14 protein-coding genes are annotated in these 14665 nt (G+C 64.6%); 5 read left to right on the forward strand and 9 right to left on the reverse strand.

From position 1 onward, the window contains the following. The first annotated feature begins 15 nt into the window (after window positions 1–15). Window positions 16–1344, forward strand: coding sequence for a hydroxysqualene dehydroxylase HpnE (gene hpnE / locus J2X56_RS04675; RefSeq protein ID WP_121041449.1), 1329 nt, complete (start codon window positions 16–18; stop codon window positions 1342–1344). Between the two features lie 171 nt (window positions 1345–1515). Continuing rightward, a complete protein-coding gene (locus tag J2X56_RS04680; RefSeq protein WP_121041451.1) occupies window positions 1516–2658 on the forward strand; it encodes an alpha-hydroxy acid oxidase in 1143 nt (380 codons plus the stop codon). Between the two features lie 78 nt (window positions 2659–2736). Here J2X56_RS04680 and J2X56_RS04685 read toward each other — a convergent pair whose 3' ends face one another. From J2X56_RS04685 to mltG, 7 genes are all read right to left on the reverse strand, one after another. Continuing rightward, the gene (locus tag J2X56_RS04685; RefSeq protein ID WP_034331576.1) at window positions 2737–3408 is read right to left on the reverse strand and encodes an ankyrin repeat domain-containing protein; all 672 of its coding nucleotides are present in this window, start codon (window positions 3406–3408) and stop codon (window positions 2737–2739) included. Continuing rightward, window positions 3405–4184 carry a TatD family hydrolase gene (locus tag J2X56_RS04690; protein WP_034331577.1) on the reverse strand — a complete coding sequence of 260 codons (780 nt, stop codon included), beginning with the start codon at window positions 4182–4184 and terminating at the stop codon, window positions 3405–3407. Before J2X56_RS04690 ends, J2X56_RS04685 begins: the two co-directional genes overlap by 4 nt. An 86-nt stretch (window positions 4185–4270) precedes the next feature. Next, window positions 4271–4819, reverse strand: a complete 549-nt coding sequence (locus J2X56_RS04695) for a response regulator transcription factor (RefSeq protein WP_121041455.1) — start codon at window positions 4817–4819, stop codon at window positions 4271–4273. 39 nt (window positions 4820–4858) lie between these two features. Beyond that, window positions 4859–6187 (reverse strand): ATP-binding protein, encoded by a 1329-nt coding sequence (locus J2X56_RS04700; protein ID WP_310158517.1) that lies wholly within the window; start codon window positions 6185–6187, stop codon window positions 4859–4861. Window positions 6188–6266: 79 nt separating this feature from the next. Then, entirely contained in the window at window positions 6267–7304 is a 1038-nt protein-coding gene (locus J2X56_RS04705) for a DNA polymerase III subunit delta' (RefSeq protein ID WP_121041459.1), read from the reverse strand. A 10-nt stretch (window positions 7305–7314) separates the two neighbouring features. Next, entirely contained in the window at window positions 7315–7923 is a 609-nt protein-coding gene (tmk, locus tag J2X56_RS04710; RefSeq protein WP_121041461.1) for a dTMP kinase, read from the reverse strand. Between the two features lie 46 nt (window positions 7924–7969). Then, the gene (mltG, locus tag J2X56_RS04715; RefSeq protein ID WP_039787874.1) at window positions 7970–8950 is read right to left on the reverse strand and encodes an endolytic transglycosylase MltG; all 981 of its coding nucleotides are present in this window, start codon (window positions 8948–8950) and stop codon (window positions 7970–7972) included. A gap of 145 nt (window positions 8951–9095) precedes the next feature. Here mltG and J2X56_RS04720 point away from each other — a divergent pair, with 145 nt between their 5' ends. Genes J2X56_RS04720 through J2X56_RS04730 form a run of 3 tightly spaced genes read left to right on the forward strand, consistent with a single transcriptional unit; the run spans window position 9096 to window position 11343 of the window. Next, on the forward strand, window positions 9096–10160 hold the full coding sequence (locus J2X56_RS04720) for a folate-binding protein YgfZ (protein WP_310158520.1): 1065 nt from the start codon (window positions 9096–9098) through the stop codon (window positions 10158–10160). A gap of 44 nt (window positions 10161–10204) precedes the next feature. After that, on the forward strand, window positions 10205–10504 hold the full coding sequence (locus J2X56_RS04725; RefSeq protein ID WP_121041467.1) for a DUF4936 family protein: 300 nt from the start codon (window positions 10205–10207) through the stop codon (window positions 10502–10504). Next, entirely contained in the window at window positions 10495–11343 is an 849-nt protein-coding gene (locus tag J2X56_RS04730; RefSeq protein WP_121041469.1) for an NRDE family protein, read from the forward strand. Before J2X56_RS04725 ends, J2X56_RS04730 begins: the two co-directional genes overlap by 10 nt. A gap of 227 nt (window positions 11344–11570) precedes the next feature. On the opposite strand, the gene J2X56_RS04735 is transcribed toward J2X56_RS04730, so the two are convergent. Then, window positions 11571–12458, reverse strand: coding sequence for a glycerophosphodiester phosphodiesterase family protein (locus J2X56_RS04735; protein WP_134135800.1), 888 nt, complete (start codon window positions 12456–12458; stop codon window positions 11571–11573). Between the two features lie 114 nt (window positions 12459–12572). After that, complete coding sequence (locus J2X56_RS04740) at window positions 12573–14663, reverse strand: phosphocholine-specific phospholipase C (RefSeq protein WP_310158523.1); 2091 nt, start codon at window positions 14661–14663, stop codon at window positions 12573–12575. Between the last annotated feature and the right edge of the window lie 2 nt (window positions 14664–14665).

Raw genomic sequence — 14665 nt, forward strand, 5'->3', positions numbered from 1 at the left:
CCGGGCATTCTCCCGATGAACGCCCCGCGTCACTACGCCGTCATCGGTGCCGGCTGGGCCGGGTGCGCTGCTGCCGTGGCGCTGGCTGCCGGCGGCCATCGCGTGAGCCTGTTCGAAGCTGCCCGTACGCTGGGCGGCCGCGCGCGCCGGGTAGAACTGGACGAACGCACGCTCGACAATGGCCAGCACATCCTGCTGGGGGCCTATCGCTCCACATTGGCACTGATGAAGCAGGTCGGCGTCGATCCGGCCAGCGCCTTGCTGCGCCTGCCCTTGCAGATGCGCTATCCGCTGGCCACGGGGGCCGAGGGCATGGATTTCGTGGCACCCCGCCTGCCGGCCCCCTGGCATGTGGCCGTGGCGCTGCTGCGGGCCAAGGGATTGCAACGCGAAGACAAGATGGCGCTGGCGCGCTTTTCCACCACGGCGCGCTGGATGGGCTGGCAGCTGCATCAGGATTGCAGCGTGGCCGAGCTGCTGGAACGTTATGAGCAGACCGCGCGCCTGATCCGCCTGATGTGGCGTCCGCTGTGCATCGCCGCGCTCAATACCGCGCCGGAACGGGCTTCGGCGCAAGTCTTCCTGAACGTGCTGCGTGACAGCCTGGGCGCGCGCCGCGCCGCCTCCGACATGCTGCTCCCCCGCGTTGACCTGGGCGCATTGCTGCCCGATGCCGCCGCGGCCTATCTGGGCAAGCGCGGCGGTCTGGTGCAGGCAGGCGTGGCCGTGGCACGCCTGCTGCCGGGCAATGACGAGGGCAGCTGGCGGCTGGAAGACCGCGCCGCTGAAAGCCTGGGCGAATTCGCCGGGGTGGTGCTGGCCACCGGCCCCGACGCCGCCGCCCAGTTGCTGGAAGGCCTGCATGACACGGCGCTGCTGCAGGCGCTGGACCACGAACCGATCACCACCTGCTACCTGCAATACCCGTCTGGCGTGCGCCTGCCGGCTCCCTTCCTGGCGCTGGCCGATGATCCGCAGCGCCAGGCCTGGGGCCAGTTCGTCTTTGATCGGGGACAACTGAGCGGTGAGGCAGGCTTGCTGGCCGTCGTCGTCAGCGCTGCCGGCCAGGCCATTGCCGAGGGCCACGCGGCACTGACGGCAGGCATCACACGCCAACTGGCCAGCGACTTCGGCGAAGCGGCCCTCGCCACGCCCGGCTGGAGCCGCGTCATCACCGAAAAGCGCGCCACCTTTGCCTGCACACCCGGCCTGCAGCGGCCCGACAATACCGGCATGCCCGCCGGACTGGCACTGGCCGGCGATTACGTGGCGGGCGATTACCCTGCCACCCTGGAAGGCGCGGTGCGCAGCGGGATGGCAGCTGCGCGGCTGCTGGCGGCCTGACCGTAAAATTTTCATGGATGGCGGCAAAGGGATTCACCCCAAGCGCGGCAGGTATGCACTAGCATAACGGGCATTCTGCAGTCCTTTTGTCCGCAGCCCGATTCCGGTTCGTGTCTGCAAGCCCAACACAAGGCGGCCCTGGCCGCCCACCATAACAACGGAGAAAACACCATGCCGGTCATGACCTGTGTCGAAGACTTCCGCCTGCTGGCCAAGAAGCGCGTTCCCAAGGCGTTCTACGATTACGCCGACAGCGGCTCCTACACCGAGAGCACCTATCGCGCCAACACCAAGGATCTGGCCGCCGTGAAGCTGCGCCAGCGCGTTGCCATCAATGTCGATGAGCGCAGCACCCGCAGCACCATGATCGGCCACGACGTGACCATGCCGGTGGCCATCGCCCCGACCGGCCTGACCGGCATGCAATGGGCCAATGGCGAGATGCTGGGTGCCATCGCGGCCGAGAAATTCGGCATCCCCTTCACCCTCTCCACGATGAGCATCTGCTCCATCGAGGACGTGGCCAGCGTGACCACGAAACCCTTCTGGTTCCAGCTCTACGTGATGCGCGACCGTGGCTTCGTGCAGTCCCTGATCGACCGCGCCAAGGCCGCCAAGTGCTCGGCCCTGGTGCTGACGCTGGACCTGCAGATCCTCGGCCAGCGCCACAAGGACCTGAAAAATGGCATGTCCGTGCCCCCCAAGCTGACCCTCGACACCCTGCTCGACCTGGCCAGCAAGCCCGGCTGGGCGCTGCGTGCACTGGGCGGCCGCAAGACCTTCGGCAACCTGGCCGGCCACATCAAGGGCGGTGAAGGTGCCGGCGGCGTGCAGACACTGTCCAAGTGGACCGCCAGCCAGTTCGACCCGACCCTGAACTGGGAAGATGTCGCCTGGATCAAGCAGCAATGGGGCGGCAAGCTGATTCTGAAGGGCATCCTCGATGTGGAAGATGCCAAACTGGCCGTGCAAAGCGGTGCCGATGCCATCGTGGTCTCCAACCACGGTGGCCGCCAGCTCGATGGCGCCATGTCCTCCATCGAAGCCCTGCCCGCCATCGCCGAAGCCGTCGGCGACCAGATCGAAGTCTGGTTCGACGGCGGCATCCGCTCCGGCCAGGATGTGTTGAAGGCGGTCGCCCTGGGTGCACGCGGCACCATGATCGGCCGTGCCTTCCTCTACAGCCTCGGCGCCATGGGCGGCGATGGCGTGTCGCAGATGCTGGAAATCATGCGCAAGGAACTCGACGTCAGCATGGCACTGACCGGTACCAAGGACATCAAGGACGTCGGTCCGCAGATTCTGGTGCGCTGAAGCAGCCGACCATGTAAAACGTCCCGGTCCACCGTGAGGTGGCCGGGACGTTTCCTTTTGCGGGACCGAATGTGCGGCTTACTGGCGCGGTTTGACGTTGAGCACGTCGATCACGCCCTCCTGCCCGTAGCGGCGGGCCAGGTCCATGGCAGTCAAGCCATCCTTGTTCTTGAGCGTGAGGTCAGCGCCGTTGTCGCGCAGCACTTCCACTGCCGCAACGCGGCCGCGCATGGCGGCCAGCATGACGGGCGTCATTTTGTCATCGGGGGATTCGGCATCGACATAGGCCGAGGCATCCAGCAGCAGCTTGACGATCTCGGAGCTGCCATTGATGGCGGCGTAATGCAGGGCGGTCCAGCCGGGACGGTTGACCTCGACCTCGCGCGCCAGCAACAGCTTCACCACAGGGATATTGCCGTAGAAGGAGGCCAGCATCAGCGGCGTGTCACCGTTGGTGGCCTGGGCTTCCAGGTTCACATCGGGCGCATTGACCAGCACGTCGAAAGCCTTCATCGAATCTTCGCGGATGGCCAGCATCAGGCCGGTATAGCCGCGCTTGGGCTCGATCAGGTTGGGCCCCATGCCCCGCTGCATCAGCTGCTTGAGGAAATAGACATTGTCCATGCGGATGGCCTGGAAATAATCTTCATACGCACCCGCGCGGGCGGCCCCCGGCAACAGCAGCGAGGTATAAAGGACGATACGGCCGATGCCGCCGAAGCGGGCGCGCAGCTTTTCCAGCAGGGTCATGGCTTGATTCCGAACAGCTTGAAGAAATTGTCAGAGGTCTGGCGCGCCACTTCGGCCGCGCTGATGCCGCGCAGGTCGGCGATGAATTCACCGACATGGCGCACGTAACCTGGCTCGTTGGTCTTGCCCCGGAACGGAACCGGTGCCAGGTAGGGCGAATCGGTTTCGATCAGCATGCGCTCCAGCGGAATGGTGCGGGCGACTTGCTGCAAGTCCTTGGCCGACTTGAAGGTGACGATGCCGGAGAAGGAAATGTAGAAACCCAGTTCAATGGCCGCATCGGCCACCGCCTGTGATTCCGTGAAGCAATGCATGACCCCGGCCACACCGCCCGCCTGCGGGCTGGCGCCCTCTTCCTGCAGGATGCGGATGGTGTCTTCCGACGCAGAACGGGTATGGATGATGAGCGGCTTGCCAGTGGCCCGCGAGGCGCGGATATGGGTACGGAAACGCTCGCGCTGCCATTCCAGGTCACCCTGAAGGCGGTAGTAATCCAGCCCGGTTTCACCGATGGCCACGATGCGCGGATGGTCCGCCAGGCGGATCAGCTCATCGAGCGTCGGCTCGGGGGTGTCTTCGTAATCCGGATGCACGCCGACCGAGGCGTAGACGTTGGGATATTGCTCGGCCAGGGCCAGCACCTGCGGGAAATCCGGCAGGTCCACCGAGACGCACAGGGCATGGCTGACCTGGTTGTCGGCCATCTTGCCGAAGATCTCGGGCAAGCGCGCCGCCAGGTCGGGAAAATTGATGTGGCAATGGGAATCGATATACATGGCCGCTATTGTAAAGCCATGCCGACAGGCTGTCGCCCCTGCTTGCCGGGCGCTTACCTTTCGTTACAGAGCCCCGCGATGTCGGCTCAGCGTGCTACCGGCCGCTTGGCCAGCTTGCGCTGCAGGGTGCGGCGGTGCATGTTCAGCGCCCGTGCGGTGGAGGAAATATTGCCTTCGTGCTCGGCCAGTACGCGCTGGATGTGCTCCCATTCCAGTCGTTCCAGCGACAGTGGCGATGCCTCTTCCACCGGCAATACGGGCTCATCGACTGCCTCGCCTTCGGCCACGTACGACAGCGCCGACAGGATGGAATCCACATTGGCCGGCTTGGCCAGGTAGTTATCTGCGCCGGACTTGATGGCCTGCACCGTGGTGGCGATGCTGGCATAGCCGGTCAGCACCAGCAGGCGCGCCTCCGGCAACGCCTGGCGCAGCGGCCCGACCCATTGCAGGCCGGAATCCTTTTCCAGCTGCAGGTCGATGGTGACGTAGTCGAAACGCTCGCGGCGCGCGGCCTCCAGCGCCTCTTCGCCGGTGTGGGCGACGACGGCACGAAAGCCGCGCCGTGCCAGCGAACGTGCCAGCGTGCTGGCAAAGACGTCATTGTCATCGAGGATCAGGAAGGCGGCACTCATGGGGATATCCGTAAAACCAGAAGAATGAAGGATGGCGGTTCACACCAGGGGGAAGCGCAACTGCGCGACCGTGCCCTGGCCCGGCGACGAGCGCAGCTTCAGCTTGCCGCCCAGGTGGGTGGCGCTGGCCGAGGCCAGCATCAGGCCGATGCCCGAGCCGCCCGAACTGCTGGCCACCGGCCCGTGGCCCAGGCGCTGCAACAGTTCCGGGCTGATGCCGGCGCCATTGTCGGAGACCTCGATGATCGCCATGGTGCGCCCCGGCTTGCCGGAGGCGGCAGATCCGCCCTCGCCCGCCTCGGCCGGTGCCAGGCGGATGCGGATTTCGCCTTGGTGGCCGAGGCCGCGCACGGCATGGGCTGCATTGTCCAGCAAGGTCAGCAGGATCTGCGACAAGTCCTGCAACTGGCTGGCCCGCCAGCCCGGCTGATGTACCTCCGCCGCCAGCAGCACGGCCGGATGGCGCAGGCGCCAGCCTTCCAGCAGGCTGGTGAGCCAGGGCGTGATGGGCGCGCTGTCTTCATTGCGCAACTGGGCATCGGCGTCGAGCCGCATGTTCTCCAATGCGGCCTTGCAGACGGCGATCTGTTCCTCGACCACCCGCACGTCTTCCTCATAGGCCGCCAGCGCGGGATTGCTGGCCATGTCGCGGCGCATTTCGCCAGCGATCACTGCTACCGTGGACAGCGGTGTATTGAGCGCATGGGCGGCACCGGCAGCCTGGGTGCCGAGGGCGACGATGCGATGGCTCTGCAGCTGGCGCTCGCGCGCCTGTGCCAGCTGGCCGTCGCGCAAGCGCACGGCCGCTGCGATGCGGCTGACGAACCAGGTGATGAGCAAGGCCGAGATCGAGAAGTTGATCCACATCCCGGCCAGGTGATAGGCCATCGCCTGCCCGTGGTCGTGGATGTGCAGCGGCTGGTAAAAGTACACCAGCCCCGAATAGCAGCCCAGCGCACACAGGGCCAGCAGCAAGGCATAGGGCCAGGCCAGCGTGGCAGCGCCTGCTGCCAGTGCCGGCAGGTAGAAGGAAACGAAGGGATTGGTCGAGCCGCCCGAAAAATACAGCAGCGCCGTCAATACCGTCACATCCAGCAGCAATTGCATGAACAGTTCGGCCTGCTCGGCCGGCCGCGCCCAGCGCATGCGCAGCCAGGTGGCCGCGTTGATGATGGCCTGCAGGCCGATCAAGGCCAGCAGCGCCGGCAAGGGCAAGGCGATATGCAGCCAGGCATGTGCCCCGGCCAGCACCAGCAGCTCGCCCGCCACCATGGCCCAGCGCAGCCAGAACAGCCGCGACAGCAGCAGGTGCTGCGGCTGGTTCATCTGCTCGGAGACGGGAATGAAGAAGGAGGTCAGCGACATCATGCCGGAATTATACGGTCCGGCACGCCGCTTCCCCCCAGGCGCGGCGATTTGCCGCAGGCCCGGCCTGGTCGACGCGGCGTCAATCGAACAAGCGCGCGTAATCGATCAGCATTTCCTCGATGAACAGCTTGGCCGACAAGGGGTGATCCGCAATGGCGCGGCGATCGCCCATGCCGCGCAAGGCCTTGGACACGGCCAGCGCATCGACCCGTTCGGCCAGACGCCCCAGTTCTTTGCCATACCGCGGGTAGTAGCGCACCACCCCGGCCGACTTCAGCGACAGCAAATCATACAGCCAGCGCTGTACCCAGCCGACCAGGTCGGCGGCCGGCGTTTTCTGCAGTTTGTCGGCAGCGCGCAAGGCACCATCCACGCCGGGCTGGGCCAGGTGGCGCAGCAATTCATCCAGGGCATCACGGCCCTCGCCCTGGGCAGCTTCCAGCGCGGCCAGCGGTGCCCCCCCCTGCTCGGCCAGCCAGGCATCGGCATCCTTGACGCCCTGCTGCTTGAGCCAGGCCAGCGCTTCGTCATGGCCGGGTGCGGTCAGGGCGAACTTGCGGCAGCGCGACAGAATGGTCGGCAGCAGGCGGTCCAGGCGATTGGACAGCAGCAGGAACATGGTGCCCGGCGGCGGTTCTTCCAGCGTCTTGAGGAGCGCATTAGCGGCCGCCGTGTTGAGCGCTTCGGCCGGATACAGCATCACCACCCGCAAGCCCGAGCGGTGGGTGGAAACGTTCATGAAATCGGCCAGCGCACGGATCTGGTCGATCTTGATGTCCTTGGAGGGGGCCTTGCTGGCCTTGGCGGTTTTCTTTTCTTCACCTGCCTCGTCTTCGGCGGTCTCATCGTCCAGTACTTCAGGGCGCACGCGCCGGTAGTCAGGATGATTCGATTGCGAGAACCAGTTGCAGGAGGCACATACGCCGCAGGCATGGGCCTCTGGCGTGGGCGATTCGCACAGCAGGGACTTGGCGAAGGCTTCGACGAACTGCGTCTTGCCGGTGCCGGCCGCGCCATAGAACAGCAGCGCATGCGGCAGGCGTTCACGCAGCTGCTGCAACTGGCGCCAGCTCTCGCCCTGCCAGGGCAGCAATACCTCGGAAACGGTCACGGACATGCAGCCTCCCTCACAGCGCTGCCACGATGGCGCGCAGTTCTTCCTGGATCACCGGGATGGGACGCGTGGAATCGATCAGGCGGAAACGCTGCGGGAACTGCGCGGCGCGGCGCAGGTATTCGGCGCGGGTGTTGGCGAAGAAATCGGCCTTTTCCTGCTCGAACTTGTCCAGCGTGCGTTCGGCATCCAGCCGCGCACGCGCCACTTCCAGCGGCACATCGAAGAGCAGCGTCAGATCCGGTTGCAGATGGGGATGGACCCACTGTTCGAGGCTGTCCAGCTTGTCCAGCGCCAGCTTGCGGCCACCGCCCTGGTAGGCGAAGGTGGCATCGGTAAAACGATCCGAGATGACCCAGTCGCCGCGTGCCAGGGCCGGCTCGATGACCTGGGCCAGATGCTCGCGGCGCGAGGCGAACATCAGCAGGGCTTCGGTTTCCAGATGCATCTTGTGATGCAGGACCAGCTCGCGCAGGCGTTCGCCCAGGTCGGTGCCGCCGGGTTCACGGGTGGCGACCACAGTCATGCCGCGCTCGCGCAGCAGCTGGGTCACGAAAGGAATGTGGGTCGACTTGCCGGCGCCGTCGATGCCTTCGAAGGTGATGAATTTGCCTGATGCCATGAAGGTATCGCTACTCAATGAATGAAACGGTAAAAGAAAGACTGGCTCAACGCTGGTAGCGGTTGACGGCCTGGTTGTGTTCGTTCAGGTTGCTGGAGAAATGGCTGGTGCCATCCCCGCGCGCCACGAAGTATAAGGCCTCGGTCTTGTCCGGGTTCAAGGCCGCCGCCAGAGAGGCTGCTCCGGGCAAGGCAATCGGCGTGGGCGGCAGACCGGCGCGCGTGTAGGTGTTGTAGGGGGTGTCGGTGAGCAGGTCGACTTTGCGGATCTTGCCCTGGTAACGGTCGCCCATGCCATAAATCACGGTCGGATCGGTTTGCAGCAGCATGCCGGTGCGCAGGCGGTTGACGAAGACCCCGGCCACCATGCCACGCTCGGATTTCTGCCCGGTCTCCTTTTCGACGATGGAAGCCATGGTCAGCGCCTCATAAGGCGTACGGTACGGCAGCGACAGGTCGCGCCGCGCCCAAGCTTCGTTGAGCTTCTTGCTCATGAGGGCGAAGGCCTGTTTGTAGACCTGCATATCACTGGCCCCCTTGGCGAAGAGGTAGGTATCGGGGAAGAACAGGCCTTCCGGATAGGTGTATTCGTTGGTCAGCTTGGCCAGGATCTGCTGATCGGTCCAGGTGGCGGTGTCGTGCTTCAGGGCGGGTTGATCGGCGATGGCCTTACGCATCTGCTTGAAGGTCCAGCCTTCGATCACCGTCAGCGCTTCCTGGGCGAATTCCCCGCGCACCAGTTGCAGCAGCAGGCGCTGCGGCGTGTAGCCGGGCTTGATTTCATAGCTGCCGGCCTTGATGCGGCCGCCTTCGCCGGACAGGCGCGCGTACAGGGCAAACAGGTCGGGGTTGACCGGCACCCCGGCCGCGGCAATCTGCTGGGCAGCGCCGTTGACGCCCGCGCCCGGCGTGATGGTGAAGGCAATCACTTGTCCGTTCGGCTCCACGATGGGCTGCTTGGACCAATAGACGCCTGCCCCTGCCACCAAGGCTGCCAGCACCAGCAATGTCACAAATAACTTCTTCATACCAGAGGCGAAATCCTTGTTGCTCCGACGCGATTTTTCGGAGATCACTATAATCGAGGCATCAATGATAATCGCTGGCACGACAGTTGCCTAATTTGCCGGACCGACCGACCCGGCAAGACGTAATCCGTAAAAGATTTCCTTTATGACAGACATGACTTCTTCGCCCTCCGGCTGGCGTGACTTTCTGGCGCAACAAGGCGCCCAGTTCGACGCCGAGAGTGGCGACATCACGGGCTTTGGCCCGACCGCCCCGGCACCGCAAAGCCTGGAAAGCTTCATGGCCCCCCTCGCCAGCCTGGGCCTGATCACAGCCACCGGCGAGGACGCCGCCAGCTTCCTGCATGGGCAGCTCACCAATGATGTGCAACAGCTCGACAGCAGTGCGGCCCGCCTGGCCGGCTATTGCTCCCCCAAGGGCCGTCTGCTGGCGACCTTCCTGATCTGGCGCGACGAGCAGGCCATCTGGCTGCAACTGCCGCGCAGCCTGCAGCCGGCGATCCAGAAGCGTTTGCAGATGTTCGTGATGCGTGCCAAGGCAAAACTGGCCGATGCCAGTGCCGAACGTGCCGTGCTTGGCCTGGTCGGCCCGGCCACGGCCAATGCCCTTGCTGAATGGTTCCCGGTCTTGCCGGCGGCCCCCTACGCCAAGATCGACAACAGCCACGGCACCCTGATACGCCTGGCCGATGTCGCCGGCAGCCCGCGCTACCAGTGGATCGCGCCGGTCGACGTCCTCACCGCCGCCTGGCCCAAGCTGGCCCAGCATCTGACCCCGACGGCCAGCCTGGCCTGGCGGCTGTCGGAGATCCGTGCGGGCGTGCCGGGGATCGTGCAAGCCACGCAGGAGCAGTTTGTCCCGCAGATGATCAATTTCGAACTGATCGGGGGCGTCAACTTCAAGAAGGGCTGCTATCCCGGCCAGGAAATCGTGGCGCGCAGCCAGTACCTGGGCAAGCTCAAGCGCCGTACCATGCTGGCCACCATTGCCAGCGCCGAGGCACGCGCCGGGCAAGAAGTCTTCGCTGCCGCCGATCCGGGGCAGCCCTGCGGCATGGTGGTCAACGCCGAAGCGCTGGATGCGGAGCACGCACTGGCTTTGGTGGAAATGAAACTGGCCGCTGCCGAGGATGCCGTGCATCTTGGTGCCGCCGATGGCCCGGCCCTGCATTTCCACGCCCTTCCCTATGAGCTGGCCGATCCGCAATAAGCGGCGCGCCGCCTGAGCCACACCGCAGCCATAGGGACGCATCCATGGATCTCTACATTTACTATCGGGTCGACAGTGCGCACGCGACTACCCTGTTCGGCAAGATCAAAGGCGTGCAAGCCATGCTGCAAGCGCGCCTGGGCATCGCCGGCGCGCTCAAGCGGCGTCCCGGCGAACAAGACGGCCTGCAGACCTGGATGGAAATCTACCAGGGCATCCTGCCCGCTTCCGCTGAGGACTTCACCCGGACCCTGGACCGCGCGCTGGCAGATTCCGGCGCAGCGGCGCTCATCAGCGGCGAACGCCACGTCGAGCACTTCGAGGATGTTGCGCCATGTGCCTGATCATCTTCGCCTGGAAAGTGATCCCCGGCATGCCGCTGATCCTGGCGGCCAACCGGGACGAGTTCTATGCCCGCCCCGCCGCCGATGCCGGCTGGTGGAACGACCATCCCCACATTTACGCCGGGCGCGATCTGCAAGGCGGCGGTACCTGGCTGGGCGTGACCCGGGACGGACGTTTTGCGGCGCTCACCAATGTGCGCGCACCTTCGGAGCGACGGGCCGATGCGCCCACACGCGGGCAACTGGTGGCCGGCTATCTGGCCGGAGACCTTGATCCGCAAGCCTACTTGCGCCAGATCGAACCGCAAGCGCAACGCTACAACGGCTTCAACCTGCTGCTGGGCAACCGGGAAACGATGGTGTGGTATTCCAACCGGGGGCAGGAGGATCCGCGCAACGGACAGCCTTTGGAGTATGGCGTCTACGGCGTTTCCAACGCCTTGCTCGATACCCCATGGCCCAAGCTCACCCGCGCCAAGGCGCAATTTGCCAGCCTGCTGTGCCAGGGAGCTCCGGAAGAGACCTTCTTCGAGATGCTCACTGATGGCACCCGCGCCAATGATTGCCGCTTGCCCGATACCGGGGTGGGGCTGGAGAAGGAGCGCATGCTCTCGCCCATCTTCATTCGCTCCCCGGACTACGGTACCCGCTGCTCGACGGTGCTGCGCGTGCCCATCGTCGGTGAGCCGGTGCTGACCGAGCACGTGGTCGATCCTATGGCAATGCAATATAGTGCCGAGCCGGCCACGGACAAGGCTTGCAAGATTCCGTGCAAACCACGTGTGCAAGAAGCTTCACCAGAAGACGGGCTGCAGGGTGAAACCACACGCCCGGCGTGATGATTCGGCTTCACATGAGCCCATCGAGAAATAAGCAAATCGAATATCTGATATACGAAAGATAAATTGGCTGAATTTGGTGCGGAGCAGTAAAGTTGCACCTGTCTCCTCCAATTTCCTCCTAAAGAATTGGATTGAAGCCCACACCGCAAGGTCGTGGGCTTTTTTTTCGTCCATACACGGCGATACCGGGCCAACGGGATTGCTCCCGCCGCCCGGTGCCGCTCTCAACGCAACTTCTTGCGCTTCAACCACGCCAGCAATCGCTGCGGTTCATCGGTCTGGATGATGCTCACCCCACTGGCAATGAGCTTGCCCCACACTTGCTCGGGATGAACCACCGCCACCGTATCGAGGTAAGGTCCGGCCAGATCCATGGGCCGTCCGCTGTCGATGTCGATCGCCATGGTGTTGACCAGCAGGCGTACCGGCCTGCGCCCGATCGCCTGAACTGCCTCGCCGACTACGGCGGGATCACGGAAGATGATCTGCAACACCGTCGGCTCCTGTCGGGCCATGGTTTGCAATTGCCCGCTGCGCGCTGACGCTCCGGTCTTTTCATCGAAATACAGCGTCTGCACGGCAATGCCCAGCGAACGCGCCCAGGCCACCTGCTGCGCATCGACACCTGCATTGATGTTCAGCAGCACGTCGCGCGCGGTATCCGTCTCCAGGATCGCCGCCACCATTGGCCCGATGTCCGCCGCCTTGACATCCAGATTGAGCAGGATGCGCCCGCGCGCCGCAGCCAACGCTTCTTGCAGCGTAGGCACCCGGCGCGCGGTCAGGGACGCGCCTTTGCCACCGCCGCGCGCATACAGGCGCAGGGCCTGAATCTCGGCCAGCGTAAGGTCGGCCACCGCGCCATGTCCGTTGGTCGTGCGATCCACGGTCTCATCGTGCATCAGCACCAACGCGCCATCGCGCGTGGTGCGGACATCGATTTCTCCGATATCGATGCCTTCGGCGATGCAGCGACGGATGCCATCGAGCGAATTCTCCGAGGTTTCAGTCCAGCAGCTGCGGTGCGAGGACACCAGCACCGGGCCGGTCGCGGTGGTCAGCGCCGACTGACGCCAGGCAAGGGGTGCTGCTTGTGCGAGAGCTTGATCCATGAGCAGGCAAAAGGTACAGGTGAGGAGAAAACGGCCAAGAGAATGCATGAAAACTTCCTGGTAGATGAAGGAATGTAAAAATGGGCCGTCCTGAAATGACCCATGAAGAAATGACTAGGTGACGAAAAAGGACGGACGCCCGGTTTCCACATGGCCCGCCAGCCGGCGCGCAAAACCCGGCCTGTCCTCGCTCTGGACCAGCAGGTCGTACCAGTGGTGACTGTTTTGCAGCGGCCATCGCAGCGTGGCCGACTGCCCCGGTGCCAGCGCAGCCATACGCGCAGGCTGCCCGTAGGCCTGATCCCGCAGCACCAGGCGCACTACTTGCGCACCCGGATTGGTCAAGGCCAGTACCAGCTCGCCACGCTCGCCATCATGGCGCACCTGCACTACCGGCCCGGCATCGCCGCCAGCGTCCAGGCTGCCGCGCAACTCACGCAGGAAACCGTTGGGGCCGTACACCTTCAGGTCGTAGACGCCCGCCGGCCCGACGCCGCGCCATTGCGCCGTCAGTGACTTGCCCGGTTGTACGGTGAAGGTCTGGTAGCGTTCGCTCTCCTGACGGGCATACACCTGATAGACCACACCCGCCTTGCCGGGGTTGAGGAACTCCAGCTGCAGAGCGCCCCCTTGTGGCAGCGGCAGGTCATCTACCGCCAGCACATACGGCAAGGCCCGCGCCGGCCGCATGCCGCGCTCCTGCTGCGGCATCATCGGACTGGCAGGCGCAACGGGTGCGGGCAGGCGGGCCTGCGCATCCGACAGCGCGCGATAGGCCGAGGTGTCGGGCAAGACCGGACTGGCCACGTCGCGGCGACTGAAATCGAAGGCCGAGGTCAGATCCCCGCACACCGCGCGCCGCCATGGGCTGATGTTGGGTTCGTGCACATCGAAGATCTGCTCCAGGAAACGGATGACCGAGGTATGGTCGAACACTTCCGAGCACACATAGCCGCCCTTGGACCAGGGCGAGATCACCATCATCGGCACCCGCGCCCCCAGCCCGGCGGGCAGGTCATCGGCCGGGTTGACGTAGTCGCCCAGCCGATGGAATTCGCCGCTGACCTCTACCGTGGACTGGCCCTGCCCCCCATGCAGCGGCGGCGTGGGCGGTGCCACGTGGTCGAAGAAGCCATCGTTCTCGTCGTAGTTCACCAACAGTACGGTGCTGCTCCACAGCGCCGGATTGGCGGTGAGGATGTCCAGCACCTGGCTGATGTAATGCGCGCCGTAGCCGGGAGTGCGGTCAGGATGCTCGCAACTGAGCTTGGGCGGCATCAGCCAGGATACCTGCGGTAGCGTGCCGCCGTTGACATCACGCGCCAGGTCGGCCAGCGTGAACTTGCTGCAGGCCTTCTGCCACAACGGCGAATCGGGCGCGGCATTCTGGTACTGCGCGAAAAAATACTGCAGCACGTTGAAGTCGCTCGGATAGTCGCCGTGGTCCTTGTGCAGGTCATCGGTCCCCTGATACACCTTCCACGACACGCCATGCTGCTCCAGCCGCTCCGGATAGGTGGTCCAGCGGAAACTGTCGGCACCGTTGCGGCGCTCGCCCGGCACCCCGGACCAGCTGCCGGTACGCGGCTGGAAGGTCATGGGTCCACCTGCCCTGCCCTGCAGGTCGATGCCGCCGCTCATCATGTGAAAGCGATTGGGATTGGTCGACCCCAGCACCGAGCAGTGATAGGCATCGCAAATGGTGAAGGCATCGGCCAGCGCGTAGTGGAAAGGCAGGTCTTCGCGCGTGAAGTAGGCCATGGTCACGGTGTCCTTCTTGGCCTCGATCCACTTGTCATAGTCGCCCCGGTTCCAGGCCGCGTGCTGATCCTTCCAGGCATGCGGCAGATTGCCGCCGGCGCGCCCGGCACTGGTGGTGGCCATCTCCATGCGATACGGCAGCACCAGCCGGCCCTGCGGATCGCGCTGGTGAAACACCGGGCTGCCGTCCGGCAAGGGACGCGGGATAGGATCAGCGAAGCCGCGGACGCCCTTCAGGCAACCGAAATAATGATCGAAGGACCGGTTCTCCTGCATCAGGATCACCACGTGTTTCACATCCTTGATGGTGCCGGTCGGTGACGAGGGAGCCACTGCCAGCGCCTTGCGGATGCTGGCTGGCAAGGCCGTCAGTGCCAGCGCCGCGCTGCCGGTGCGGGCAGCATTCTTGAGGAAATGGCGGCGGCCGGGGGATTTTCTGTTCATCG

Origin of the sequence: Herbaspirillum sp. 1173, assembly GCF_031455335.1 — a bacterium.
GTDB classification, from domain to species: Bacteria; Pseudomonadota; Gammaproteobacteria; order Burkholderiales; family Burkholderiaceae_D; genus Herbaspirillum; species Herbaspirillum huttiense.

Excerpts from the sequence above, each read along its gene's own strand:
- hpnE (WP_121041449.1), top strand. The coding sequence starts at position 16 with ATGAACGCCCCGCGTCACTACGCCGTCATCGGTGCCGGCTGGGCCGGG.
- J2X56_RS04680 (WP_121041451.1), top strand. The coding sequence starts at position 1,516 with ATGCCGGTCATGACCTGTGTCGAAGACTTCCGCCTGCTGGCCAAGAAG.
- J2X56_RS04685 (WP_034331576.1), bottom strand. The coding sequence starts at position 3,408 with ATGACCCTGCTGGAAAAGCTGCGCGCCCGCTTCGGCGGCATCGGCCGT.
- J2X56_RS04690 (WP_034331577.1), bottom strand. The coding sequence starts at position 4,184 with ATGTATATCGATTCCCATTGCCACATCAATTTTCCCGACCTGGCGGCG.
- J2X56_RS04695 (WP_121041455.1), bottom strand. The coding sequence starts at position 4,819 with ATGAGTGCCGCCTTCCTGATCCTCGATGACAATGACGTCTTTGCCAGC.
- J2X56_RS04700 (WP_310158517.1), bottom strand. The coding sequence starts at position 6,187 with ATGATGTCGCTGACCTCCTTCTTCATTCCCGTCTCCGAGCAGATGAAC.
- J2X56_RS04705 (WP_121041459.1), bottom strand. The coding sequence starts at position 7,304 with ATGTCCGTGACCGTTTCCGAGGTATTGCTGCCCTGGCAGGGCGAGAGC.
- tmk (WP_121041461.1), bottom strand. The coding sequence starts at position 7,923 with ATGGCATCAGGCAAATTCATCACCTTCGAAGGCATCGACGGCGCCGGC.
- mltG (WP_039787874.1), bottom strand. The coding sequence starts at position 8,950 with ATGAAGAAGTTATTTGTGACATTGCTGGTGCTGGCAGCCTTGGTGGCA.
- J2X56_RS04720 (WP_310158520.1), top strand. The coding sequence starts at position 9,096 with ATGACAGACATGACTTCTTCGCCCTCCGGCTGGCGTGACTTTCTGGCG.
- J2X56_RS04725 (WP_121041467.1), top strand. The coding sequence starts at position 10,205 with ATGGATCTCTACATTTACTATCGGGTCGACAGTGCGCACGCGACTACC.
- J2X56_RS04730 (WP_121041469.1), top strand. The coding sequence starts at position 10,495 with ATGTGCCTGATCATCTTCGCCTGGAAAGTGATCCCCGGCATGCCGCTG.
- J2X56_RS04735 (WP_134135800.1), bottom strand. The coding sequence starts at position 12,458 with ATGGATCAAGCTCTCGCACAAGCAGCACCCCTTGCCTGGCGTCAGTCG.
- J2X56_RS04740 (WP_310158523.1), bottom strand. The coding sequence starts at position 14,663 with ATGAACAGAAAATCCCCCGGCCGCCGCCATTTCCTCAAGAATGCTGCC.